General features: G+C 51.6%; 28 protein-coding genes. 18 read left to right on the plus strand and 10 right to left on the minus strand.

Annotated elements, in window-relative coordinates; translation table 11 throughout:
- Positions 1 to 19: 19 nt before the first annotated feature.
- Positions 20 to 1,756, minus strand: a complete 1,737-nt coding sequence (gene ngg / locus H6750_16425; GenBank protein ID MCB9775892.1) for an N-acetylglutaminylglutamine synthetase — start codon at positions 1,754 to 1,756, stop codon at positions 20 to 22.
- A 37-nt stretch (positions 1,757 to 1,793) separates the two neighbouring features.
- Positions 1,794 to 3,566, minus strand: a complete 1,773-nt coding sequence (locus H6750_16430) for an N-acetylglutaminylglutamine amidotransferase (protein MCB9775893.1) — start codon at positions 3,564 to 3,566, stop codon at positions 1,794 to 1,796.
- 525 nt (positions 3,567 to 4,091) lie between these two features.
- Here H6750_16430 and H6750_16435 point away from each other — a divergent pair.
- From H6750_16435 to H6750_16495, 13 genes are all read left to right on the plus strand, one after another.
- On the plus strand, positions 4,092 to 4,355 hold the full coding sequence (locus tag H6750_16435) for a hypothetical protein (GenBank protein ID MCB9775894.1): 264 nt from the start codon (positions 4,092 to 4,094) through the stop codon (positions 4,353 to 4,355).
- Between the two features lie 65 nt (positions 4,356 to 4,420).
- Positions 4,421 to 4,825: a RidA family protein gene (locus tag H6750_16440; GenBank protein ID MCB9775895.1), complete on the plus strand. Its 405-nt coding sequence runs from the start codon at positions 4,421 to 4,423 to the stop codon at positions 4,823 to 4,825.
- A 254-nt stretch (positions 4,826 to 5,079) separates the two neighbouring features.
- A complete protein-coding gene (locus tag H6750_16445) occupies positions 5,080 to 5,403 on the plus strand; it encodes a glyoxalase (protein ID MCB9775896.1) in 324 nt (107 codons plus the stop codon).
- 87 nt (positions 5,404 to 5,490) lie between these two features.
- Positions 5,491 to 5,940: an OsmC family protein gene (locus H6750_16450; GenBank protein ID MCB9775897.1), complete on the plus strand. Its 450-nt coding sequence runs from the start codon at positions 5,491 to 5,493 to the stop codon at positions 5,938 to 5,940.
- A gap of 334 nt (positions 5,941 to 6,274) precedes the next feature.
- Positions 6,275 to 7,534 carry an RNA polymerase sigma factor gene (locus H6750_16455; protein ID MCB9775898.1) on the plus strand — a complete coding sequence of 420 codons (1,260 nt, stop codon included), beginning with the start codon at positions 6,275 to 6,277 and terminating at the stop codon, positions 7,532 to 7,534.
- A 224-nt stretch (positions 7,535 to 7,758) separates the two neighbouring features.
- Positions 7,759 to 8,145, plus strand: coding sequence for a YciI family protein (locus H6750_16460; protein MCB9775899.1), 387 nt, complete (start codon positions 7,759 to 7,761; stop codon positions 8,143 to 8,145).
- 77 nt (positions 8,146 to 8,222) lie between these two features.
- Positions 8,223 to 8,594: a YciI family protein gene (locus H6750_16465; protein ID MCB9775900.1), complete on the plus strand. Its 372-nt coding sequence runs from the start codon at positions 8,223 to 8,225 to the stop codon at positions 8,592 to 8,594.
- 196 nt (positions 8,595 to 8,790) lie between these two features.
- Entirely contained in the window at positions 8,791 to 9,216 is a 426-nt protein-coding gene (locus H6750_16470; GenBank protein ID MCB9775901.1) for a YciI family protein, read from the plus strand.
- An 80-nt stretch (positions 9,217 to 9,296) separates the two neighbouring features.
- Positions 9,297 to 9,896 carry a DUF1579 domain-containing protein gene (locus H6750_16475; GenBank protein MCB9775902.1) on the plus strand — a complete coding sequence of 200 codons (600 nt, stop codon included), beginning with the start codon at positions 9,297 to 9,299 and terminating at the stop codon, positions 9,894 to 9,896.
- Between the two features lie 124 nt (positions 9,897 to 10,020).
- On the plus strand, positions 10,021 to 10,377 hold the full coding sequence (locus H6750_16480; GenBank protein MCB9775903.1) for a YciI family protein: 357 nt from the start codon (positions 10,021 to 10,023) through the stop codon (positions 10,375 to 10,377).
- Positions 10,378 to 10,463: 86 nt separating this feature from the next.
- Entirely contained in the window at positions 10,464 to 10,949 is a 486-nt protein-coding gene (locus tag H6750_16485) for a VOC family protein (protein MCB9775904.1), read from the plus strand.
- A gap of 113 nt (positions 10,950 to 11,062) precedes the next feature.
- Positions 11,063 to 12,241, plus strand: a complete 1,179-nt coding sequence (locus tag H6750_16490; protein MCB9775905.1) for an exo-alpha-sialidase — start codon at positions 11,063 to 11,065, stop codon at positions 12,239 to 12,241.
- A 5-nt stretch (positions 12,242 to 12,246) separates the two neighbouring features.
- The gene (locus H6750_16495; protein MCB9775906.1) at positions 12,247 to 12,540 is read left to right on the plus strand and encodes a MoaD/ThiS family protein; all 294 of its coding nucleotides are present in this window, start codon (positions 12,247 to 12,249) and stop codon (positions 12,538 to 12,540) included.
- A gap of 64 nt (positions 12,541 to 12,604) precedes the next feature.
- On the opposite strand, the gene H6750_16500 is transcribed toward H6750_16495, so the two are convergent.
- Both H6750_16500 and ada read right to left on the minus strand, forming a co-directional pair.
- Entirely contained in the window at positions 12,605 to 13,354 is a 750-nt protein-coding gene (locus tag H6750_16500) for a 2OG-Fe(II) oxygenase (GenBank protein MCB9775907.1), read from the minus strand.
- Positions 13,351 to 14,430 (minus strand): bifunctional DNA-binding transcriptional regulator/O6-methylguanine-DNA methyltransferase Ada, encoded by a 1,080-nt coding sequence (gene ada / locus H6750_16505; protein ID MCB9775908.1) that lies wholly within the window; start codon positions 14,428 to 14,430, stop codon positions 13,351 to 13,353. The genes H6750_16500 and ada overlap by 4 nt, the downstream gene beginning before the upstream one ends.
- Positions 14,431 to 14,708: 278 nt before the next feature.
- Between ada and H6750_16510 the strand changes: the two genes are divergently transcribed.
- Positions 14,709 to 15,038, plus strand: coding sequence for a hemerythrin domain-containing protein (locus H6750_16510; GenBank protein ID MCB9775909.1), 330 nt, complete (start codon positions 14,709 to 14,711; stop codon positions 15,036 to 15,038).
- 228 nt (positions 15,039 to 15,266) lie between these two features.
- Here the strand turns inward: H6750_16510 and H6750_16515 are convergent, their stop codons facing one another.
- A complete protein-coding gene (locus H6750_16515) occupies positions 15,267 to 16,277 on the minus strand; it encodes an SDR family oxidoreductase (protein ID MCB9775910.1) in 1,011 nt (336 codons plus the stop codon).
- A 107-nt stretch (positions 16,278 to 16,384) separates the two neighbouring features.
- A complete protein-coding gene (locus tag H6750_16520) occupies positions 16,385 to 17,758 on the minus strand; it encodes a mechanosensitive ion channel (GenBank protein MCB9775911.1) in 1,374 nt (457 codons plus the stop codon).
- A 684-nt stretch (positions 17,759 to 18,442) separates the two neighbouring features.
- Here H6750_16520 and H6750_16525 point away from each other — a divergent pair.
- Together H6750_16525 and H6750_16530 are read left to right on the plus strand one after the other, a co-directional pair.
- The gene (locus tag H6750_16525; protein ID MCB9775912.1) at positions 18,443 to 19,564 is read left to right on the plus strand and encodes an AI-2E family transporter; all 1,122 of its coding nucleotides are present in this window, start codon (positions 18,443 to 18,445) and stop codon (positions 19,562 to 19,564) included.
- Between the two features lie 12 nt (positions 19,565 to 19,576).
- The gene (locus H6750_16530; protein MCB9775913.1) at positions 19,577 to 19,831 is read left to right on the plus strand and encodes a GlsB/YeaQ/YmgE family stress response membrane protein; all 255 of its coding nucleotides are present in this window, start codon (positions 19,577 to 19,579) and stop codon (positions 19,829 to 19,831) included.
- A 151-nt stretch (positions 19,832 to 19,982) separates the two neighbouring features.
- On the opposite strand, the gene H6750_16535 is transcribed toward H6750_16530, so the two are convergent.
- The 3 genes from H6750_16535 to H6750_16545 all read right to left on the minus strand — a co-directional run bounded on the left by H6750_16535 (position 19,983) and on the right by H6750_16545 (position 22,838).
- Positions 19,983 to 20,723, minus strand: coding sequence for an HAD family hydrolase (locus H6750_16535; GenBank protein ID MCB9775914.1), 741 nt, complete (start codon positions 20,721 to 20,723; stop codon positions 19,983 to 19,985).
- 766 nt (positions 20,724 to 21,489) lie between these two features.
- Positions 21,490 to 22,248, minus strand: coding sequence for a methyltransferase domain-containing protein (locus H6750_16540; GenBank protein MCB9775915.1), 759 nt, complete (start codon positions 22,246 to 22,248; stop codon positions 21,490 to 21,492).
- Positions 22,249 to 22,337: 89 nt separating this feature from the next.
- Entirely contained in the window at positions 22,338 to 22,838 is a 501-nt protein-coding gene (locus H6750_16545; GenBank protein ID MCB9775916.1) for a GNAT family N-acetyltransferase, read from the minus strand.
- A gap of 524 nt (positions 22,839 to 23,362) precedes the next feature.
- On the opposite strand from H6750_16545, the gene H6750_16550 reads away from it, so the two are divergent.
- Positions 23,363 to 23,911, plus strand: coding sequence for a hypothetical protein (locus H6750_16550; protein MCB9775917.1), 549 nt, complete (start codon positions 23,363 to 23,365; stop codon positions 23,909 to 23,911).
- A gap of 86 nt (positions 23,912 to 23,997) precedes the next feature.
- Here H6750_16550 and H6750_16555 read toward each other — a convergent pair whose 3' ends face one another.
- Positions 23,998 to 24,396 (minus strand): YjbQ family protein, encoded by a 399-nt coding sequence (locus H6750_16555; protein MCB9775918.1) that lies wholly within the window; start codon positions 24,394 to 24,396, stop codon positions 23,998 to 24,000.
- A gap of 208 nt (positions 24,397 to 24,604) precedes the next feature.
- Here H6750_16555 and H6750_16560 point away from each other — a divergent pair.
- A partial coding sequence (locus tag H6750_16560) for a hypothetical protein (GenBank protein ID MCB9775919.1) occupies positions 24,605 to 25,349 on the plus strand: 745 nt, incomplete at its 3' end.

Consider the following 25,349-nt stretch of genomic DNA (forward strand, 5'->3'; position numbering starts at 1 on the left):
CCCTATCACACCCAAAGAACTACTTCAATTTTGTGGGCGTTTTGGTTTGAGGAAATAACAGGTCAATAAATCGTTCCGCCGTCGGTTGCGGTTCATGATTGGCGAGACCCGGTCGCTCATTGGCTTCAATAATGACATAGTGAGGCTTGGAAACTGTCGTGACGATAAAATCGAATCCCACCACCGGAATAGCCAGCGCTTTGGCGCCAATCACCGCCGCAGCGGCTAAATCAGGATGCAGTTTTCCCGTCACGTCATGGATCGTTCCTCCGGTATGCAGATTGGCCGTCTTACGCACCGTGATGGTTTTGCCTTTGGGCAAGACCTCTGTGAGGGTATAACCCCCTTCCTTGATACACCGCTTGGTTTCTCCGTCCAAAGGAATGCAACTCTCGCCGCCGGTCAATCGTGCCCGTCGCTGACTCTGCCGATCAATCAATTCGGCAATCGTATGATGTCCCGTCCCGGTAATTCGTGGTGGTCGTCGAACGGCAGCGGCAACCACTTCATAATTGATCAACACAATGCGTAAGTCCTCACCTTTCACATACTGTTCCAGAATAACGTGATCACCATATTTACCGGCACGGGTGATGGCGGACTCCATTTCCTTGACTCTACGCACATCTACACTCACGCCGGCTCCCTGTTCCCCCGTTGCCGGCTTGACAACAATGGATCGATACTGGTCAAGAAATTCGCCATTGCGCTTCCGCCCATTGGCCACTCTCTGAGCGGGAACGGATAGGCCGGCGTCTTGTAACACGCGCCGGGTAAGCGTCTTATCCGCACAACGGCTCATCGCAATCGCCGTGGTCAATTCGGACAACGATTCTCGACAGGTAATGGACCGCCCCCCAAACGTCAAGCGGAAGTAACCATTCTCGGCATCCAGCACATCGACGTCGATGCTTCGGCGTCTGGCCTCATTGACAATAATGGTGGCATAGGGGTTGAGGCGCTGGTCCGGTGAGGGGCCTGCAAACAGTTTTTCATTAATAGTATTTCGCGTTTTCACTGCAAACACAGGAATTCGTCCGAATCCCAGCTTTCGATATAGGGCAATAGCTTCATGATTGTCATGCAGCACCGAGAGATCGACATAGTTGCACCCGCGGGCTTTCATCCGTTCGGCCGCATGACGAATCAACGCTTCCCCCACTCCGGGATGGTAGGCTTGAGGGTCAACGGCCAGACTCCAGATGCTACTGCCTTTTTCGGGGTCGTCAAAAATCAAGCGATGATTCACAGCTAAAATGACCCCAATCACTTCATTTGTGGCCTGGTCTTTCGCGAGGAAATAGCAGAGTTTTTGGGAGCGGCGATGCCTCATAAGGAGATCGCTGTCGGCCGTGACCATGCCCCGTGCCGCATAGATCCGATTCAAAGCCGTGACATCGGCCTCCGACTGGATGGGAGTGATCACCATGTCTGATTTCTGAATGGCAACGGATTGATAATCACCCAACCACAATCGAAACGTATGGGATGGATCCAGAAACAGCTTGTGCGGGCGCAGGGCCAGGACCACATGAGGATCCCGTAAATAAAAGGCAATATCCCGGTGCCCGGGACGTTCCTGCATCAGGGTGGAAGCCACCTCTTCGGGTCCTGTAAAGGTGTGGGCAAAAATGAGCCGCCCCCAGCCGCAATCCAGGACCACCTTTGGTTTCACTCGCCGGCCCTGGTAGGTCGCCGGCCCAACTTCCCAGTTTTTGACCGTCGGCCCGATCGGTCGTTGGCGGGGGCTCGTCATGTGGAGAGCTTGCGTGGCCTTCAAAACATCGCGATCCTTAGATGCCATGGGACTGAAGCCACAGTTCCAATAACCCAAGCTGCCAAAGCTTTGACCCACGTAAAGGCGTAAGATGGTCATCCGGATTCTTTAACAATTCATCAATATAGTCCCGCTGAAAGATCTCGCGGTTTTGACTGGTCTGTGATAAAAGCACCTCTTTCACCATGCCCAGATACGGACCCCGCAGATATTTCAAGGCGGGGACGGGGAAGTACCCTTTGGGCCGATCAATGACCTCTGCAGGAATCACCCGGCGGGCAACTTCTTTGAGGATACCTTTCCCCCCTTGCGCAATTTTCATTTCCGCAGGCACTCGTGCCGCTAATTCGACGACTTCATGATCTAAGAACGGCACTCGCGCTTCCAGGCTCCATGCCATCGTCATGTTGTCGACACGCTTGACCGGATCGTCGACGAGCATAATGGTCGTATCAAGCCGTAAGGCCTTATCAATCGGTCGAGAAGCGCCCGGTTCGGAAAAATGCGTCTCCACAAAACGCTGACTATGATCGTCTCCATGAAACCGTGGATGAACGACTCGAAGAAATTCTTTCTGGTCGCGATCAAAAAACACCTGGCGATATTCATCAACCGGATGTTGACTGTTCAACAGTGGGGGATACCAATGATATCCTGCGAAAATTTCATCGGCTCCCTGCCCACTTTGGACCACCGTGACATGCTTGGATACTTCTTTGGAGAGCAAATAAAACCCGATGGCATCGTGGCTGACCATTGGCTCAGACATGGCATGGATGCAACCCGGCAGATTAGGCAGAACGTGCGTCGTATCAACGGGCAGCTTATGGTGACGGGTGGAAAATTCGTTGGCAATGATATCGGAGTAAAAGAATTCGTCCCCTTTTTCCTCTGCCACCGTTTCAAACCCAATGGAAAAGGTATTCAGGCCCGTGGCGCCTTCAGCCGCTAACAGGCCCACGATAAGGCTCGAGTCCAGCCCACCGGACAAGAGGACCCCGACAGGCACATCCGCAATCAGCCGTCGGCGGACAGCCAAACGCAGGACCTCATACAGCCGGTCCTGCCAGTCTCCTTCCTTCCACGTCCTCTCATCTTCACGCGGTTCGAAAGAGAGTTGCCAATAGTGATCATGTCGTCGTGCTCCCGTTGGCTCGATGACCATCATGGTGCCTGGCGCTAACTTCCGAATGCCTTTCAGCAAGGTGTATGGTGCGGGCACCACGGCATGAAACATGAAATAGTGATGAAGGGCCACGGGATCCATATCCGTGGAGACGCCCCCCCCCGCTAATAGTGCCGGCAAGGTCGACGCGAATCGAAACTGCTGAGCCGTTTCAGTGAAATAGAGCGGTTTAATTCCCAAACGATCACGCGCCAGCACAACCCGCTCTGAATCTCTTTCCCAAATAGCGAACGCAAACATCCCGTTCAGGCGATGAATAAAGCCTTCTCCCCACGCATGGTAGGCCTTGAGAATGACTTCGGTATCCCCCTGGGAAAAGAAGGTATAGCCTTTCCCTTCCAGCTCGTGTCGCAATTCCTTATAGTTGTATATCGCCCCATTAAACACAATTCCCAGCCCCAAGGTAGAATCCACCATGGGTTGCTGGGACGATTGGGTCAAGTCAATGACTTTGAGACGTCGGTGCCCGAATCCCAATCGGCCCTGAACATACAGTCCCACTCCATCAGGACCGCGACTGCCCATGGTCGCATTCATGGCCATCAAGTCTTTGGGGTCCACAGGACACCCGGAGAAATTTATCTGTCCAAGAATTCCGCACATCTGCTCATCAACCTTTTTATCATCTTGAAATGCTTTTATCCCACATGTGATTGTTGACGATCACATTTAAATACAAACATACCTGGCTCATCCCCTTTGAAGAGGAAATCTTCACCAGGGATAGTCTTTTTAAAAATTGGCCCATTGTGAACGGGAATAATGTCCGGAGGATAGGAAAACTTACCCTAATAATTAATCTCGGCTTTGTCAAACAAATCCAATGGACATGCACGCATCAGAGGACTGAAAATACTCTATGCGAAAGGGATCTTCTGCGTGATATTTTCAATCATTTAAGGGAGCATATTGGGGAGGCTCCAGGTTTCAAAATTTTTCGATGTTCAATGTAGCGAAGCGGGAAACAGGAGGAGGGCCCAGCCAGAGTGACGGAGATCGCTCCCGGTCACTATTCAATTTCGATCTATGTTCCGGAAATCAATCTCCGATTCAATCATTTTCTGATGAGGGACGAAAAACCACTTCCTGCATGGTCTCGCAGATCAACAACCCAAACAGTTGGCCTTTATGCATGGATCCGCATTTGTGGGAGACATTGAACAGGCACTGCGGGACCTGGTAGAGACTATGCGAGAGGTGTTGGGTCAAGGAGCCAAGAGTGACCCTCAACAACGACTCACAGACCTCTCGATCTTGGACGTGTCGAGGGATAATCAGGTCGGTTTAGAAATTCTGGATTTGCCTTCAAGAGTGAGACGATTCAACGCACCGATACCAGGCCAAATGAATAGCCTCCGATTAGATATACTGAACCATCTTCGTGTGTCATGAATGAGCAATCGCAGCGCCAAGACGTTTTTTGAGGTCTTTTTTGATAGCAATAAGGAGGTGGTACGATGAACATCACACAAATCCGGATCGATCCCGATCCCTACGAGCCCTATCGTCTTTCACAGGGGTATCGGGTCGGGGATCTGCTCTTTATCTCAGGTCAGACTGCCATCGATACGAGCGGTCGAATCGTTGGCGCAGGCAACTTTGATGTCCAGGCCAAACAAACTTTTGATAATCTCGAGCGGGTACTGCATGCGGGAGGATCAAGCCTACGGAACGTCATCAAAGTGACGATCTTCCTGACCAACATGACCCATTTCGATAAAGTCGTTGAACTTCGCGGTCAACGGTTTACGGCACCATATCCGGCAGACACCATCGTGGAAGTCCGCTCACTTTATTCTCCCGACGCGATGATTGAGATTGAAGCCATTGCCGTTGCCGATTCTGCGGCTGAGCGGAAGTAAGAGTCATTCGGGTAAAATAAACTATGAATGCATTCTTGAAAACAGAGTCGGCGGCCCGCTTGGTAGAATCCGACCAGCTTCCCATGGAACTTCCAGGCACCGGTACAATGAAAATATTGTCTGGCGGACATTTTCTTCAGACGAACGGCCTCATATTTGGATGCACAAATTACACATCATTAATAGTGGATCTGTGAATGAGGGAAAATACCCGAGTACGGAAAACCGCGGCAATTACTGCGAAATGAAGGGTATTGTTTTATGAAAAACTTTTGCCGGCGCTCGGGTTCACGCAAGAGACCGGCATTGAGGGATGGGTGACGTATGAGGCGGCCGGAACGGATGGGGCTACCGAATTTTTCGGGGTGACCGAATCGCCACAACACGTTCCCAATGAAAATCGGATCGCGTTTGGGGCCGATAGCATCCGCAAGGTCGATCGGCTGGCTGCGATTGCCATCCAGGCTTACGCGCGAAACGTCGAAGGGCCAGTTTATGAGGAGCGGGGCTATTATGCTGTTTTCTTTGAAGATCCCAGCGGCAATCGCCTTGAAATCTGTTACCGCGAATGCCCATAAGTTCCCGGATGGGTTTTCGATCGTTCACGCACAGGTAATTTCGCTTTATTAAGCAAAGATTGTCACGTTTTCGAAAGGGGTCAATCAATGACTGAACATAAGATCACGCTGGAATGGAAGAGGGAATCAGAGAACTTTTCGTACGAATCGTATAATCGAGACCACGAGTTGGTCTTTGAAGGTGGCTTTCACGTTCCCGCATCCGCCGCATCGGCCTATCGGGGGAATCCCGCTCATGTGAATCCTGAGGAAGCTTTCGTGGCGGCCTTGTCGAGCTGTCATATGCTGACTTTCCTGGCGATGGCAGCCAAGAAACGGTTCGTTGTGGATCGCTATAGTGATCATGCTGTTGGATTGTTGGAAAAAAATCTTAACAAAAAACTGGCTATGACACGTGTCATCTTACATCCTCGAGTAGTATTCAGTGGGCCGACTCTTCCGACTCAGGAACAGATACACGCTCTCCATGAGCACGCTCACAGCGAATGTTTTATTGCCAATTCGGTGACAACAGAGGTCACGGTTGAAGCCGAATAACGAGCAATATCCTCTCTCATCATCCCTCCGCAGAGGCGATCACTCCCCCGAACGCGCGCCTTACCTCAGTGGTCTTTCCGTGCCTCTCAACGTGAGGCCTTCTCGATCATGAGGGGAGTGTTGAAAAAAGCCGCCAGCGGCGTTCTCGCCCCTAGGCCGTGCTCACGTACTCCTCCGTACGCTCCGCTCGTCCAAGCGGCTTCGGCCTTTCCTTCGAGAAGCCTCAGGATAGGACTGGACCGGCCTTTTTGAACACTCCACCATTTTCTCTGGTGAGCCTCGGTGACTCGGAAGCAAATGAAAAAGCAAAATTTTTACAATATTCAACAGCCCCATGAATAAAAAACCGGCCAAACAGGTGCGGGAGGTGGTGGAAGAAGTGTACCGCACTGAATCACGCCGGATTCTCGCGACCTTGATCCGGCTGCTCGGCGACTTTGATGCGGCTGAAGAAGCGTTGCACGAGGCATTTGCGGTCGCCGTCGAACAATGGACCAGGGATGGGATCCCGGCCAATCCTCGCGCCTGGCTCGTGTCGACCGGACGCTTCAAAGCGATCGATGGGCTGCGGCGACGGACCAGGTTTGACGCCTCTCTCCCAGAACTCGCCACGCAGTTGGAAGCCGGCATTGATGACGCTCAAGAAAATCCGGATGAAAGTATCGACGACGACCGGCTGCGTCTGATCTTTACCTGCTGTCATCCCGCACTTTCTCCGGAAGCGCAGGTGGCGATGACTCTCCGGGAGGTTTGTGGCCTGACGACCGAAGAAATCGCGAAAGCCTTTCTCACATCCCCGCCCACAGTGGCTCAGCGGATCGTTCGCGCCAAGACAAAGATTCGGAAAGCACGCATACCCTATGAGGTGCCTTCTGAGACCACCTTGCCCGACCGTCTGGATGCGGTGCTGCGGGTGATTTACCTCGTGTTTAACGAAGGATACTCTGCCTCTTCGGGGGAATCTCTCACACGTCATGACCTCTCGGCTGAAGCTATTCGCCTGGGGCGATTAGTGATGGAATTATTGCCGGACGCGGAAGCAATAGGACTCTTGGCATTAATGCTGCTCCATGACTCCCGCCGCGCCGCACGCATCTCGCGAACGGGAGACTTGATTCTGCTTGAGGACCAGGATCGTACGCTGTGGAACCGGGATCAGATCGCAGAGGGGATAGCCCTGGTAGAACAGGCGTTTGCTTCACGCCAGATCGGCCCCTACACCATCCAGGCCGCGATTTCCGGGTTACATTCCCAGGCCACACACCCCGCGGCCACGGACTGGGCTCAAATTGTGTCACTCTACGACCTGTTGATGCAGGCGTCTCCTTCACCTGTGGTGGAACTGAATCGCGCCGTCGCAGTGGCCACGCGTGACAGTCCCCTAGCGGGTCTTACCCTCATCGACGCAATCTTCGCACGAGGGGATCTCACGAATTATTACCTGGCACATTCGGCGAAGGCGGAGCTCTGCCGACGATTAGGCCGAATTGCGGAAGCCAAGGCCGCCTACAAACAGGCTCTCGGCCTCACTCACCAGAAGCCCGAGCAGCGATTTCTTGAACAACGGCTGGCCCTGTTACAAGATGACAATTAATCCCCCTCCCCCTCCGCACCAATAGTGACAACCAGGAGCTTTTCCGACTTTAAGTGACCAGACCATGGCCACCCACAACATATTGTTGAGAATTTTTCGAAGCTCTCTATTCCTAGAGTGCCAATGGCGCCGCCAGAATTCAGGATGACCGTTGTCGAATTTGATCCTCCTGAACGACTAACTGGCAACACGACCGATTAACCACCTATTCGGAGACGGAAGTGATGCAATATCTTCTCTTTTGTTGCCACGAAGAAAAGAAGTTCGACAGCATGCCCAAAAGCGAGGGCGATGCTCTCATGAACGAAACGTTGACCTACTGCGAGAAACTCAAGAGAAGCGGCCACCTCATTGTCGCAACACCCCTTGAGCCAATCCAGATAGCGGTAACCGTGCGGGTCCGTAATGGCGGACTGTCCCTCACCGATGGTCCCTTCGCCGAAACGAAGGAACAGATCGGCGGATTCTTTCTGATCGAGGCCAGAGACATCAATGAGGCTGTCCAGATCGCTTCCAGATTTCCATCAGTGCGCCTCGGGAGTATTGAGGTTCGGCCGGTGAGGGAACTGCCCCGGCAAGAGACTGAAGGGGAACCTTATCAGAATGAGTAAGTTTTTAAGAGGAGCGATGAGATCGGGGAAAGTCGATAGGGTCATTCCTAGTATAACCACCTGATAGAGGCATTCACATGAAATATTTATTGTTGGTGCACCATGACGAAAACGCATTCAGCACAATGAGTGAGACCACCCGCAAGGAGATGCTTGAGGAATCCGTGCAACTCACCCATCAGCTCCACTCTAAGGGGCAGTATCTAAGTGCGTCGCCGCTTCATCCGGCATCGACGGCTGTCCTCGTTCGTGTGCGCGAAGGCAAGCCATTGGTGACTGACGGTCCTTTTGTGGAAACACGCGAGCAACTGTCGGGGTACTTTTTGATCAATGCCAAGAGTTTTGACGAGGCGATCGGTATCGCATTGCGGGTTCCAGGAGCACGCATTGGCACTGTCGAGGTGCGACCGTTGATCGAGATCTCCGGTCTGCCGACTGAGAAATGTTGATGATCAGGAAAGAACCCGCTGCAATCCTGTCCATTCTGCCTTGTGGCTCTAAGATCAGAAACACATGGTGGCAGAGCGGCGACTACAGAGTATTTTCACATGTCGATTTTAGCAGCCCCGTTCGACAATTAAGGTGAATCCGGATAGGGCTATTTTTTCATTCAGTTCAATGAACTAAAACCAAGGAGATTGGGTGATGCGATTCATGATTATGGTCAAAGCCACCAAAGACTCGGAAACCGGCGTGATGCCAAGCGAGCAACTTCTTACTGAGATGGGAAAATTCAACGAAGAACTGATAAACGCCGGCGTCATGCTGGCGGGAGATGGCCTCCACCCGAGTTCAAAAGGGGCGCGCGTGCAGTTTTCAGGAAACAAGCGCACAGTTATCGACGGACCCTTTGCCGAGACCAAGGAACTGATCGCCGGCTATTGGGTCTGGCAGGTGAATTCGAAAGAAGAAGCGATCGAATGGGTCAAGCGTTGTCCGAATCCTGCCGGTCATGACAAAGAGGGCGAGATTGAGATTCGCCAACTCTTCGAGGCGGAGGACTTCGGACCGGAGTTCACGCCTGACCTGAGAAAGCAAGAGGAGCACCTGCGCAAAAAATTGTCTTCATGAATGTAGCCTGTGGGACAATCATTTACAGCATGGCATACTGATCTCAACTGTGTTTTTTATCTCATCACAAGGAGGCATCTATGCGTTTTACGAATATCACATTCACCTGTCTCTGTATGGTCCTGACGGCCATTCCCGTGTTCGCCACAGACAAAGACAAAGAAAAGCAGATGGACCCACAAGCCATGATGGAGATGTACAAGAAGCTGGCCGCTCCCGGCGAACCGCACAAGTTGTTTGCCAGCCTAGCCGGGAGCTGGACGACCAAATCCAAAGAATGGATGGAACCAGGCAAACCTCCCACAGAATCGACCGGCACCGCAGAAATGAAAATGTTGCTGGACGGACGCTATCTCTACCAAGCCTACACTGGCCAAATGATGGGACAACCATTCTCCGGGATTGGAATCGACGCCTACGACAACATCACCAAGAAATATGTCACGGCCTGGATGGATACGATGGGGACGGGGATTTTCATCATGGAAGGGACGGCGAGCGACGATGGCAAGACCATTACGCTGAATGGATCGCATCCTGAGCCGGGCGGAGGGCAGATGACGCATCGAGCGGTCTGGAAGATCGTCGACAACAATACTCAGACGTTTGATATGTATGGGACTCATCACGGCGGCAAGGAAATGAGGATCATGGAGATCACCTATACCAGAAAGCAGTAGCGGAACACATGGCGGGACGAAAAAACCTTCCGTTGCTATCCGTCGCATCGGTCGCCCTTTTGTCCAGCAAGGTTTGGGGCTCATTTGAGCATTGGCATTCATTCGTTCTAGAGGAGGAATTCATATGAAATACATGCTGTTGATTTACGGAACTGATCAGGCATGGGACGAGGCCGGACGTGAAAAGTGTTACAAAGAATCCACGGAGCTTGCACACCGGCTTAAAGCTGAAGGGAATTATCTGGCGGCCGCTCCTCTGCATCCTGTCACTATGGCGACCAGCATCCGTATACGAGAAGGCAAACGGCTCATCACCGATGGTCCGTTTGCTGAAACACGAGAACAACTGGGCGGCTATTTTCTTATCGAAGCCAAGGATCTGGATGAGGCAATGGACATCGCCGCACAAATCCCGGGTGCCCGGGTGGGCACGGTCGAAATCCGACCGGTTTTGGAGATCGGAGGTTTGCCAACGGAATAGGGACATTCCGCTAAGAGTACAATGGCACCCGGCAGGTCGCGAATTTGACAAACAGATCATATTAACACTCAGGGAAGGCGCAAAACATGATACAGAAAATCAGCCCGTGTTTGTGGTTCGATAATCAGGCTGAAGAGGCAGTGAATTTGTATGTGTCGATTTTCAAGAATACCAAGATAGGGAATATCACCCATTATGGAGAGGAAGGCGCAAAGGTTTCCGGTAGACCCAAGGGATCGGTGATGACCGTGACATTCGAACTTGACGGGCAGGAATTTATGGCGTTAAACGGCGGGCCGCATTTCACATTTACGGAAGCCGTATCGTTTATCATAAATTGCGAATCCCAGGAAGAGATCGACGAGCTATGGGAATCACTCTCAGAAGGTGGTGAAAAGAGTCAATGCGGTTGGCTGAAAGACAAGTATGGGCTGTCATGGCAAATAGTTCCCACTGTGCTGAACGAAATGATGCAAAGCCACGATTCTAAAAAAACCGAGAGAGTCATGAGGGCCCTTCTTCACATGAAGAAACTTGACATCAAACGCCTACAGGAGGCTTACGAACAATAGTAGGTCAGCACGACTCGACGACAACGGTCAACACGATTAACGATGAAATACGATCGCATTAGTCGTAAAAACTTTAAACGATAATCGCCCTAATTTTCAGAAAGGAGTGAGGTATGAGTGGAGTACGAGTGCTTGTTGGAACACGCAAAGGTGCGTTCGTGCTGACATCGGATGGCACACGCAAGCAGTGGGACGTTCATGGTCCCCACTTTGGCGGATGGGAACTGTATCACGTGAAAGGATCTCCAGCCGATCCGAATCGGTTGTATGCATCGCAATCGAGCAGCTGGTTCGGACAGATCATCCAACGATCCGATGATGGCGGCAAGACGTGGAAAATTCCCGGCGGAGAGAAGCTTCCTGAACCATACGATCCGCCTGGCGGCATGAGCAACAATTTTATTTATGATAGTTCACCGGAAACGGGCAAACCCCTCACCACCCATCAGTGGTACGATGGCACGCAGCACCCCTGGGAATTCAAGCGTGTCTGGCATCTCGAACCGTCATTGACCGATCCGGATACGGTATACGCCGGCGTGGAAGACGCCGCCTTGTTCCGCTCAACCAACGGCGGCAAGTCGTGGCAGGAGGTTCCTGGCCTTCGTGAGGCCAAAGGGCATCTTTGGCAACCGGGCGCCGGGGGAATGTGCCTGCATACCATCCTACTGGATCCAAACAATCCGGAAAGGATATTCGTCGCCATATCGGCAGCGGGCGCATTTCGAACCGATGACGGAGGCAAGACGTGGAGGCCGGTCAACCGCGGCCTGAAATCCCAGATGGAACTTCCTGACCCGCATGCCGAGGTTGGCCATTGCGTTCACTGCATCGCTAAACATTCGTCGCGCCCGAACGTGCTGTTCATGCAGAAGCACTGGGATGTCATGCGTAGCGATGATGCGGGCGAGTCGTGGCACGAAATTAGTGGAGACCTGCCCTCCGATTTCGGATTCCCCATCGCCGTGCATGCCCACGAGCCGGAGACCATCTATGTGGTCCCGATTAAGAGCGACTCCGAACATTATCCGCCGGAGGGGAAACTGCGCGTCTACCGCAGTCGGACAGGCGGAAACGAATGGGAAGCCCTGACAAAAGGATTACCGCAACAGGACTGCTACGTCAATGTCTTGCGCGACGCAATGGCCGTCGACTCGCTCGAACCCTGCGGGATCTATGTCGGTACCACCGGCGGACAGGTGTATGCCTCGGCCGATTCGGGAGACAGCTGGATGCCCATCGTCCGCGATCTTCCACCCGTATTATCAGTCGAAGTCCAGGCGTTACCGTGAGCACGATTCGGATTGTCCTTCCGGCTCATTTGCGAACACTGGCACGTATCGACGGCGAGGTGAACCTGGAGATGGAGGGTCCTGTCACCCCACACGCCATCCTCAACGCGCTCGAAACACGTTACCCGATGTTGCGGGGGACAATTCGTGACCAGGTGACACAACAGCGACGACCGTTCATCAGGTTCTTTGCCTGCGGGCAGGACCTCTCCCATGAACCAGCAGACGCCCTGTTACCCGACGCGATCACAACTGGAGAAGAACCGTTCCTCATCGTGGGAGCGATGGCGGGTGGCTAAACCGGCAAGAGTATTCCTTTTTCCGGCCAGAGAATTCCGTTTTGGAGGGGATTTTCCATCCGGTTTACTTGGCGTCGTGGAATATAATCCCGACCGTGTAGCGCTGCCCTGAGCGAACGCGGCTGACCCCATGCCGGAGGTTCACACGATACCAGCCTCTTCCCCCTCGCACAGGGCGATGATGAACTGCGAAAATGACGCCATCGCCTTGTCGCATCGGGACCACAATCGGCCGGGATTGCATACGTGGCCGCTGCTCGGTCATGACAAATTCACCACCCGTGAAATCTTTGTAAGAGTCAGATAAAAGAATGGCAAGTTGGAGCGGAAACACGTGTTCGCCGTAGAGGTCCTGATACAGGCAGTTGTAATCGTCAGTTTCATATTTGAGCATTAATGGGGTTGGCTTATCCTGCCCGGCGTGATGACAGCGGGCCAAAAAATCTTCATGCTTCTTTGGAAAGTGCATCTCAATACCCATAGCCGCATTCCACCGGTTCGCAACCGGCACAAGATAGGGGTATATCGCATGTCGAAGTTGTTCGATGAGATCAGGGAGGGGATATCGAAAATATTGATATTCCCCACGGCCAAAGTTATGGCGACTCATCACGATGCGGCTACGAAATATCTCAGGACGGAAATACAACATGGCCAATGTCTCACATTCTTTCGAAGTGAGGAGCCCCCCGGTCACGGCACTTCCTTCAGCGTCTAGATCGCCTGAGACCTGTCCCCAATCAATCGCGTGGGCCCGTTCCAGTATAGTCGCAGGCAACGCGACGGAAGGTGTTGACTGCCCGCTCTCATTCATGTGTGTGACTCACGTTCAAGCAACGCTCGTTTTCGTTCGATGCCCCAACGATAGCCCGACAGTTCCCCATTCGTGCGCACCACACGATGACAAGGAATCGCCACAGCTATTGCATTGGTGCCGCAGGCCCTGCCGATGGCCCGAACCGCTTTCGGTGCATCAACGCTCGCCGCGATGTCAGCATAGCTTACCGTCATGCCGGCGGGAATGTTTTGTAAGGCTTTCCAGACCCGCTGTTGAAACGCCGTACCTTGCACGTCCAACGGCAGATCCAACCCCCGCCCCGGCGCTTCGACAAAACCGATCACTGTGGCAACCAGGTGTTCGAAGTCACCATCACCCCCGATGAGATGAGCCTGAGAGAATTGCTTCTGCAAATCGCGCGTCAGTTGCTCCGGGTTATCCCCAAGAAGGATCGCACACACGCCTCGCTCACTCATGGCAACGAGGATTGACCCGAGAAAACATTCCCCCACGGCAAATCGGATGTCTATCCCGGAACCACCGGCACGATATGAGGAAGGTGTCATACCCAAAGCAGCATCGGAAATTTCATAAAACCTTCCGTTGGAATTGAACCCGGCTTCGTAAATAGCCTCCGTCACGGTGCCTGTATGATTGAGGTGCGACCTCACCCGTTTTGCCAGATGTGCCGCCGTGTAGCCTTTGGGAGTCAATCCCGTGACCGCTTTGAACACCCGATGAAAGTGATACCGGCTTATTCCGGCATGATGTGATAACTCTTTGAGGCCTGGCGCATGGTCCGAGTCCTCGATGAACCGGCAAGCTGCTGCGACTTTCTCCGCATATCGTTCCTGCAATCTGGGCTGGTTTGGCGTGCACCGCTTGCAGGGACGAAAGCCAGCCTTCTCGGCATCATCGCATGAAGCATGGAACCGGACATGTTCAGGCCGGGGCAAGCGGGATGCGCAGGACGGGCGGCAGTATACTCCGGTGGTGTTGACGGAATAATAAAATGTACCGTCAGCTGTTGAATCACGGGAAACCACGGTTGTCCAACGGGGATCATGGTGCGTTGCAACGGAACATTTCCCCCGGCTCGCTGTGTTTCTCATAACTACTACCTGTTACAGACGGCGAAAATTGAAAGGATAATTTACCAAGAAATCTCCCATCCTGACATTCCACATTTCCGAATATCGATATTCTTATACAAAAGTCGGGGGCCGAGCACACTCCGTTTCTTGCTTTTCAATTCGCATTTCCCTGTCGGTCCCAGGGTTCTTACCAGTTCACGTGTGGAAAGGTACAAGATTATTCTTCGAGCAGGGAATCGAAGTTTCTATTTTTTCAGTGAGTAACCATCGGTCATTGACCGGAAAGGAACCAGGGAATGGACATTTTTCAAATTTTAAAAAAAGATCACCAAACGGTAAAGGACTTATTTAAAAAATTGGAAACCACCGGGCCACGTGCAATGAAAAGCCGGGAGAAATTATTCTCTCAGTTAAAAGATGACCTTGAAGCTCACTCCCATGGGGAGGAGGCCGTCTTCTATCCTGCCCTCAGAGAAAATGCAGAGATGGTAGACCTGATTAATGAAGCCACGGAAGAGCATGCCGAAGTCGAAAACCTTCTGGAAGACCTTGAGGCGATGGGCGCAGAATCCGAGGAATGGAGTTCAAAACTTGCCGAGCTCAAAAAAGTGTCCTGCACCATGTGAAGGAAGAAGAAGGCGAAATTTTCAAAAAGGCCAAGGAGATCCTGGAGAAGGAAGAAATTCAAAAAATGGGAAAAGAATTTCAGGAGGCAAAAAAGCAGGCCACGGCAGGCTAACATTTACCATGTTCAAATGCCCAGGGATGGGCCTCCAGGTCGAGAGGCTGATCTTGCATCAAGCAGATCAGCTTCTCGATCGGAGAATGGATTTCATTGAGGTTTCCTTCATTCTCTACTGATTTACCTGTGACCACTTGCGGGCCCAACCTAGCGCAAGAAGACACCCGACGCCCGCCACCGCCAACCACCCCCGGTTCATGGAAGCCCATAGTTGAAAACTGGATGACCGGGCCTGGTCATCAAAAGTACCATGTGCCCCTCTGTCCTGCGGGACAGGCCTGAATAAATTATCAGCGCGATCAGGATTGACGGGGATATTTGTCTGTTGGCCTGTATAGGCTACTTCGGCGAGATAATGGTCCAATAACCCCGGAATAAATTTTTCCCCGATGATGGTTTTAACTGTCGGCATTCCAACCCACAACTCTCGACGATCGTGATCAGCCGACCAGACGATAGCCCGTGCCATCACCTCCGGCTGATAGATGGGCGGGACCGGCTGTGGCTCATAGGGAAGGCGGTTTTTAATCCATCCAAATTGAGTCGTATTGACTCCCGGCAAATGCACCATGGAAAGGCGGACCCGGCTTCCCTCGTGAATCAGCTCCGATCGGAGCGACTCCGTGAATCCTTTGATAGCATGTTTGGCACCACAGTAGGCCGATTGAAGTGGAATCGCACGATACGCCAACGCGCTGCCGACTTGAATAATGACACCCCGATCCCGGGGAAGCATCCGACGGAGTGCTGAAAGGGTTCCATAGACATATCCGAGATAAGTGACGTTAGTCACACGCTGGAATTCCGCAGCCGTCATATCTTTTACGGGCGACAGTACGGAAACCATGGCATTATTGATCCAAATATCGATCGGGCCAAAGGTCTCCTCAACCTGGACAGCGGCTTTTTCAACCTGATCGGGATCGGCAACATCTGTCGGAATCACGACAGCTTTCCCTCCAAGCTTTTCAACCTCCCGGCGGGCTCCTTCCAAACCCTCCTGGCCACGGGCCAGCAAACCGAGAGATGCCCCCCGTCGAGCATAAGCCCGTACGGTGGCTCGACCGATACCTGCAGAAGCTCCTGTGATGACTACTACCTCTGGTTGTCGATTGCTTTTCATCTCTTTTCCTCTTGTGTTTCAGGGGCTACGGAATGGAGGAACGGGGGCGGTATAGGAAGTTCTCCCGCCAGGGTGAGAAGGGAAATATCCTTCGAAAATCAAAGCTCTCACTTCAGTAAATCCTTTTCCTGATTCTCTGCTCGATCATGCGAAATTTGCTCAACAATATGATTATCTTTAGTGACATCAGCCTGAGAACTTACTAGCACAGCGGGTGCCGGAGCATCCCTTTTATGATCGGTCTGTTCAACAACAGCCTGTGCATCGACAGGGGGAGTCCCTTGCATCTTCAACCGATAGATGGGTTCGGGCATTTCATAATTGGCCAGGTCAAAAGCCTCTTTCACCGCTCGAATGGCTTCACTTCTGACCTTTCCGAAATCATATTGATCCTGGGTCGTCCAGGCGAACATTTTTAGAACCACGTTCGAATCGCCTAGTTTTTCTACCGAGCACCGTACCGGGGGATCAGCAATCACCCCTGGGGTGTGTTCCAAGGTGGTGAGAGCCAGTTTCAAGGCAGATTGGATGTCGACAGCGGTATCAATACCGACCTCAAAGGAGAAACGACGTTTTGGATTTCGGGAATAGTTGAGAATAATACCCTTGTAGACGGTCGCATTCGGAATGCGAACATGATTTCCGTCTAAGGTCATGAGAATGGTCTCCCGGGACGTTAACTTCATCACCAACCCTTCGTAATTCTCCAGAACAATTTGGTCCAGTGGCCGAAACGGTTGTCTGATACTCAGCAGAATACTGGCAATGTAGTTTTCCACCGTGTCCCGGAGGGCAAAACCTATGGCCAGGCCCATGACCCCGGCTACACCCACGAGAGTTCCCAAAAGAGCCGTGGCGTCAAGGATTTCGAGCATGACGACAAAGCCAATAAAGATGACCGTCCCTTTGACGATTTGTTTGGCTAATGATTGTAAAAACGCATGTGGAGTAATTTTTTCATACAGGTTATCCCATTTGGTCATAAAGGATGCGAGGAACCAGAACACAAGAAATACCGTGAGGCCGATGATCAGAAGTGGCAGATAGGAGATGAAATTATTGAGTTGATCAACCATTTTTTCCTGCACAACGGTCAACCGTTCACGGACTTCCCGTTTCTGCGTGATTTCATCTGTCACGCTGACCACACCATCCACGCGTCCGGCCAGTTCAAGAGCCTGTTCGTGAGCTTCCTTTGTGTAAGTCTGTCCGGTTAGTCGAACCACACCCGCATTTACGTTGATAACGACACCGGCAAGGGCAGGTAAGTTCTTAAATACATCTGCAAGACGTTGCTTGATAAGCCGATCTTCAACCTTGTCTGCTCCAACCGCAATTTCCTGTGGTATATTGGTGGCGCGTGAATCTGTGGGAGCCTCCAGCTTACCCACAGGCTCCTGGGACCACACGGGTTCAAACCGCACACTCCATGCGCCAAGGATGAGGAATACGATGATTATCGAATAAAATCTGAAGTGCATACTATTCACCCGATCCTTGTTCTTATCATTGACTGCTCCCGGAAACCGAATAACAGCGTGCTGGACCTCTCTCGAAAAAGTCTCATCACCGCCTCAAGCGAGGCCAGAATTTATCCAGCCGCGAGAAAACGCAGCGCTCCTCTTGAGAGAGGAATTCGGCATTGCCATATAAGAGAACACCACTTCAGTATGCGATAGATTGGTCAACTGGAGAAAGGGAACACACATGCAGCTCAGAATAATCTCAGAAGAATGGCCGTAGGCGAAATGACACATGATTCAAGGCTTGTTGAGATTATCATTTTTTATAGTTCACGAATAGCTATAAATTTTTCAACAGACAAATTCAGGTCTTACCATCTGAAAACATCCGTCACAATTGCTCTCTGAATAGGATGGGGTTCCCGAAGTAGGGAGATGGATTCTAGAGAAGTTCCACCGGGTGATTTGTCCATAATAAGTGACAGGCGCGGTTTCTTATCACACATTTGAGTGCGGTATGCGTGGCAACATTCCAGACCATAAAGATTCCTAAGATGCGAATACTAGACAGAGCGTGAATCATGTTACACTGCAAAAATGTATCATGCAGATGATCGTCATGATGATCCTGTTTCCGTCTCCGCGACAAGTCGGGTATCCTTTGGTGTGTCCATCCACCAAACCTTAGGGGTGACACCATAAATGTCTCCACAAGTTCTCTCAGCGGCATTCCTTTTGTTGTGTTCCCTCCTGCTGTACGTGTTGGCTCTAATTTTTGCCCCCTTCATGACACCCATTTTATGGGCCATGATTTTGGTTCGTCTCTTCTATCCTCTCTATCAGTGGCTAACCCATAAACTGGGTGACAGAACAACAGCTTCCGCGGCTCTCAGCACTCTGAGTGTCATGTTGCTTGCCGTCTTGCCCGTGGCGTATCTGGTCTTTCTGGTGGTGACAGAGACCCTTAATGCCTATCAGCTCGCCATGAATTGGGTGCAAGAGGGTGGACTGCAACGACTGCCCGATCTCGTCGCCAGACTGCCTCTGATCGGAAACGTGTCTCAAGAATTGTTGGGCCGACTTGTTCTGGCTTACGCAGACCTTCAGCCGAACCTTGTTGAAGGCGGGAAAGCCGTCAGCGGAGTTCTGCTATCCGGTGTCGGTGGGTTGGCCACAAACGCCATTGATCTCGTGATGGATTTTTTTGTAATCCTGTTTACCCTGTTCTTCCTGTTTCGCGACGGACACAAACTCTATCGTGCCTTTTATGAGGCGCTCCCTATCGAAGAAAGCTATAAAGCGGTGATCATGGATCGCCTTGACAATGTGATGGGGGCTGTCGTTCAGGGCACCCTGCTCACGGCCCTGGCACAGGGTTTCACCGCAGGGCTTGCCTACTGGGCGTTGGGCGTCCCGTTTTCCGTTTTTCTGGGAGCCCTGAGCGCCCTTCTTTCTCTAGTGCCGATCGGCGGCACGGCATTAGTCTGGGGCCCGGTCGCCGCATATCTTGTCTGGACCGGCCCCATTTGGAAAGGCATCGTCATGATCGGCATCGGGATCGGGTTAGTCGGGCTCATGGATAATTTATTGAAACCGTTTCTCGTCGGATCGAAAGCGGACTTGCCGGTCCTGTTTCTCTTCTTCGCCTCGTTAGGGGGGCTCGCCTACTTCGGGTTCATCGGATTGTTTCTTGGCCCGATTCTGCTTGGGATCGCCGTGGCGGTCTTTCAAATTTACCGTGAGAACTATCAGGCTCAGGCCGGGCTTTTGGTAAAAGCAGAATCGGGACACCCAAAAGAGCCGGGCAACCCCATCATGAAATAGGAGGGTTGACGTATGAGTGTCATCGGTTGGATCGTCTTCGGATTAATTGTGGGAGTCGTTGGAAAAATCCTCATGCCCGGCAAAGATCCGGGAGGGTTTCTCGCTACTGTCGCTATCGGGATCATTGGGGCGCTCTTCGGTGGAATGCTCGGGCGAATGATCGGCATGTATGGCCAGGATGATCCCGTCGGGTTTGTCATGGCCGTTATCGGGGCCATCCTGTTTCTCTGGCTCTACCGGGTGGTAACCCGACGTGGAGACACCTGACGTCAACCATTTCCCCCGGACTGTGTGGACCTGTTCTTTCACTCACTGACGAGTCATGTGTCCTGCTCCCACGTGAGGAGAATGACCCAAGATGGGATCTCGCCTGGATTCCGGGTGCAGATAATCACCTATCGCAGAAAGCCGCCAACTTCTATCTCACCTCAAATGTAGCAGGAAACCCGGATGCCAGAAGTTCTGCACAATCCTTATAGACCGCCACCGCTCCAGCCGCATAGAGCTCCTCTCGACTGAAGGCTCCTCCTGTTTTGACCGCAATCGTCTGAAGCCCACAACCTTGAGCAGATTGAATATCCCAAATCGTGTCACCGACCACAATACTTTCCTGCGGAGAACAGCCAGCTCGCTCCAGAGTAAGTTGAAAGATATCCGGTGCGGGTTTCGCACTGGCTACATCCGCCGACGACACCAGCCCGGCCAGCTTATCTTTCGCCTCAAGTGCGTGAACATGATGTTCCAATTCTTCAGACTTCGCACTCGTCGCCAGCCAGATGGCGATGCCTTGCGATGAAAGGCTTGCAATGATTTCTTTGGCGCCAGGCAATGGATACGTATGATCTTTCATCTCGGCAAAAAATTGGCTGTGTAACTCATTGGCCCGTCCGTGCAAGGCCTGATCCGTAAGAAGGGCATCCAGCATCAGGCCCGATCCCTTCCCAATCTGACGATGGATTGCCGCACGCGGGACTGGATGTTTGACTACCGAAAAAGCACGGGCCCATGCCTCCACATGCAAATAATTCGTATCCATAAGCGTGCCATCAACATCAAAATCACCACTCCTATCATGGGGAAATCTCCCGTCAGTCAGGCCGAAATGCCAGAGCTTGACTTCGCCCTCATAGATGTAATGCCCGGTTTTCTTTGCCATCATATCGGACATCATGAAATCCCTTACTTTCCCGGTTGCACACCAGGCCGGTTCTCATCTTTGACATATCTAAGCCCAGTCGCCTTTACCCAACAAGGCAAATCATGCTTCGGTTGCAGATGATGGCCCCACGGTCAGAGGATATGTCATCCCTTCTATGGACAAGGAATCTCAAATTCTCAATCCATAACGGATAACCGTCTTAGACCCGGGCTCAGCTTTCCTATTATTAGGATATTTTCTCTATTGATTGAAATGGATACTTTTCAATTTTCATCAGAGGATTCGTCTGTCCCTTACTCATCGGCCGCATCATCTCTACGGTCTTCCCAACCGGGATTAGCTGAACGTCTCACCTAACCGGCATCACCGGGCTTAACAGGACACACTCATTGCTTAAAAAAAGTTAGATAACAGACTGCATGCGGCAGGTTAAATTTGACAGAAAAGCTGACAGGGATTGCCCGCTGAAACGGCATCCTATTCTGACATCACGAGTAACCACGTGACAGGCAACAATGGCGGCTCAAAGGTTGATACGTGTTTGACGTTTCCAATTCTTCAGGATTTTGTGTGGGTAAACGCAGGGAACAATGATTGAGACTATGGGTTTCCCCATCCCTTCCCGTTATAGAACGAGGGGATCCCGCACAGATCCGTCTTGCCCGATTAACCATACGATTTCCTGAAAAGCCACCTTTCAGAGATCACTCATGGAAAGTGATGAATCATGGATGATTCCCCTCCTTATTTCTCTCAGGAAACCTACTCAAGCAACCTTTTGTCCAACCGTGATAAGAATCGGGTAAGCGAAATGAATCTCACTACCCATGCGATGCACACCAACACCCATGGCATCTTTTCCAATGTCAGACTCAAACATCCGGCGAAGCTTGTCTTTGTCCCCAGGGTGAGGGAAGGAAGCAGCCAGCTGACGTTCCAGCTCCATTTCGACCTTATAGCGTCCCGTTTTGATATTAGTCAGGCCCGACGTCTCAATAGCTGTCGCCATTTCGGCAAAACTGAGAGCTTTGGTATGGGAGGGGTCCCGGAGTTGCTCCATCCGATTGTACGCCTCGGTTTTTTCTGATGGAAGGACCGCGTCCACCACCATGACTCTCCCGTGGGGCTTGCAAACCCGAACCATTTCCAACAAGACGGCCATGGGGTCAAGGAAGTGATGGAAGCTATAGCGCGTCACCACACATGAAAAATGGGCACTAGGAAACGGGAGTGACAATACGTCACCAATGTGCCAGGACACATTGGTGAGATTCTGTTCCTGCTGGCGTTTCCCCGCTTCCTCAATCATGGTAGGAGTGAGATCGAGACCTGTCACATGAGCCGCATGCTTTGCCAATTCGCACGCCACAATGCCGGGACCACAGGCAACATCAAGAACCGTATCCCTGGCACCCACCCCACTGAATTGCACCAGCATATCCATCGATGCGGAATGCCCGGGAAGCTCCGCGAAAGGCACGGCCTGCAATGTAAACTGGGAAATGATCGTGTCGTGGTGTTCCATGGTTTCTTTCTCTCGTCAGAATGCTGGCTTCATGCCAAGTTCAGGGGCATGCCTTTATTGACCCGATCGGTTTGAGTGGCGGGTAAGGCTCAAGGCTTGAACAGGCGCAAGGCCATTTGTTCTTCGTCTAAGTAAGAATCACCCATTTTTAGTCCGCGTTCTTCGCGTGCGAATGATGTGAAGCCTTCTGATGCATAGAGGCGCTTCGCTCGTAAGTTGAGCGAAACCACCGTCAAGTTGATGTTCTCCAGACCTTCGATGCCTCTGGCACGCCTCACCACTTCCTGGACAAGTTGTCTGCCAATTCCTCTCCCGGAGCACTCCGCATGCACATACATTCGATACAACAATCCTTTATGTCTCAGCTTTTCCTGCGTCTCTCGCGCAAAACTCACCACTCCAGCCAATTGTCCTTCATGTAACCAGGCTCCCAGCGTAAAGGAATCCCCACGGTTCGACGCAAACGGAACCATAGGTTCTCCGGCATCTTTGGCACTGATGCGAAACGATTCAGGATGTGCTTGGAGACCGCAAAGCATGAGGGCTTGATAGGCCGTCACATCCGTCGATATTAACTCGCGAATTATCATGCTTGTCCCGCAGACCTCCGTGTATTTCTTTGGCGCTCAAAAAGGAAAAGATAGATCCGCCTCAGGTGCGGATCTCGGATTTTCCGGCTGTATTATAGACCATCCATTCCTCCGGACAATACGGGATCATCGGTCTGATTTCAGTTCCGTTCCTGCCCTACGGACATTGATGACAGCATCATCTCTCGATACACGACATCCTGTCTTTCCTCACTCACCTCTTTCATCAAATGGTTTCCAATCAACGCGGGGAGATTCCTGGTCAAGTGGCAAAATCCGTCACAATGGGATCGTCATCCTGAACAAAGAGCAAATGATCTGTGCCCAGGCGAAAAGGTCAACAGCGAGTTCTTCCACAATAGAGGAAATAAGATCAGTTGTGGATCTGGGAAGGTGGAAAAGGAAGCGAGGCATCTGCCCATGCCCGGCAGGGTCTTGCAAAAATCCCCGTAAAGTTCTAATTTAAGAAGGCCTGAGAGGAAAAACCTCCGGGAGAACTCTCCTCCGTTTGAAAAAAGGACTACATGAGAGACAATGCTGTTACCTTGCTTCTCCTCGGAGCGCTGCTTGGGGGCGTCATCAATGCAGCCGTCAGGCGATACGCCACCTTCAAAGAAGGCAAAGGCATCGCCCTTGCCATACAGGGAGAGATTACCGCCATCATTGAAATTGTCTTAAAACGACGGTACCTGCAACACCTTGAAAAAATCATACAGAAACTTTCCGACCCGGCCCATCAGCTGACCGCCAACGATATTTTTTCACCAAGAATTTCCGAAAATTATTTCCCGGTGTTTAACAGCTTAGCGAATAAAATCGGTTTGCTGACAGATCGGAGTGCTGCCGTTGCAGATTTTTACACCAAAGCAAAATCCATTATTGAGGATATCCATGCCCTTGAGGAGATGAGGGACAACATAACGACAGGCTCAAAGGACATTGACAGGCCTACCTTGCTGGAATTGACTACGGAACTGCGTGATCTGCTTCATGATGCAATGCGTGTTGGAATTCAAGCAGTGGAGGACTTGAAAAACTTCCAGGACAGATCCTGGATGTTAGGAATCCGGTGACACACGATTGTACCCTGGGCAACCATGCTCACGCATTAAGGCAATTTTACTTTCCTCTCAATCTGAAATCCTCAATGTCATTGGCTTCACGCTGTAGGAGCTAAGCCCACCACGAGCTGACGTTCACGGGGTCCATCCAGTTCAATTAATAAGACCGATTGCCAGGTACCTAAACGCAACTCACCGTCCATTACGGGCAGGGTTAGCGACGCTCCGATCAGGGAGGCTGCCATATGAGACCACGCATGGGAGGGATCATGGGCATGACGAAAGTTGATCCGTGGAATAATTTTTTCAGCGACTTCGAGGAAATCTTCCTCCGTGCCCTCTCCTATTTCACCTGTCGTGAGCGCGGCCGTGGTATGTATCAAAAAGACGTGGCACAAGCCATTTTGAAAATCCCTCTTTTTAATTATACGATTCAGTTTCGGGGTGAGATCCACAATATCCTTGAGTGTGTGTGTGTTCACCTGGAAGGTGTCCATCAGCTTCTCCTTTCAAGAAGAGTCATTCGGACCATTGAATGATGGTGGTACTCTGTTCACAGAGTGTATACAAAAACCCATACTTTTAATAAAAGCAAAACCTGCCGAATATTTCTACAGACAACAATCGCATTGCATGACCGCACCTATATAAGTATGGTAAGACTTCAACTCACGTGATGCATGACACGGGAGGGACGAAGCGAACATGCCGATTTGTGAAGCTGATCCCTGGAGGATGCAGTATTTCGAGGGCATTCCATGCCCGCCGGAAGTCAACATCCCTACCGAAGACGGCGATGCCTGGGCGTGGTATCCACAATACAAGTGGATTTATAACAAACTGATGATTGCCGAGAGCCAGAACCTGCCGTGTGCTCCGCACGGGTTGGATCCATCCTTCTTTCCGGTTTTCTCAAAACCGATTTACAACATGCGGGGCATGGGTGCCGGAAGCCGTGTGTTGCGTTCGTTAAAAGAATACAAACATTTGGAACGACCGGGACACATGTGGATGCCGTTACTCCAAGGGGATCATGTGTCCAGCGACGTCGCCGTGGTGAAGGGCGAACCATACTGGTGGCGACATGCCACCGGCAAACCGCTGGAAGGAGGAATGTTCGATTATTGGACGGTGTTGGCAACGCCATTTCCAACCATCGAAGCCTACTGTGGCGACTGGCTGCACCGGCATCTTGCCGGATACACCGGCATGATTAACTTTGAGACGATCGGCGGCAAAATCATCGAGGTGCATTTACGATTCGCAGACCAATGGCCGGATTTGTACGGGACCGGTTGGATTGAGTCGCTCGTTCGGCTGTATGCCGAAGAACAATGGCAATTCGATGAATCCCATCGGCAAGAAGGATATAGTGTCGTCCTATTTGGCGCCCATGGTGTCCATTATCAGCATCCACCCAAAGACGTGATCGCCGAGTTGCGCCAAACGC

The organism is Nitrospiraceae bacterium (assembly GCA_020632595.1).
Classification (GTDB): domain Bacteria; phylum Nitrospirota; class Nitrospiria; order Nitrospirales; family UBA8639; genus Nitrospira_E.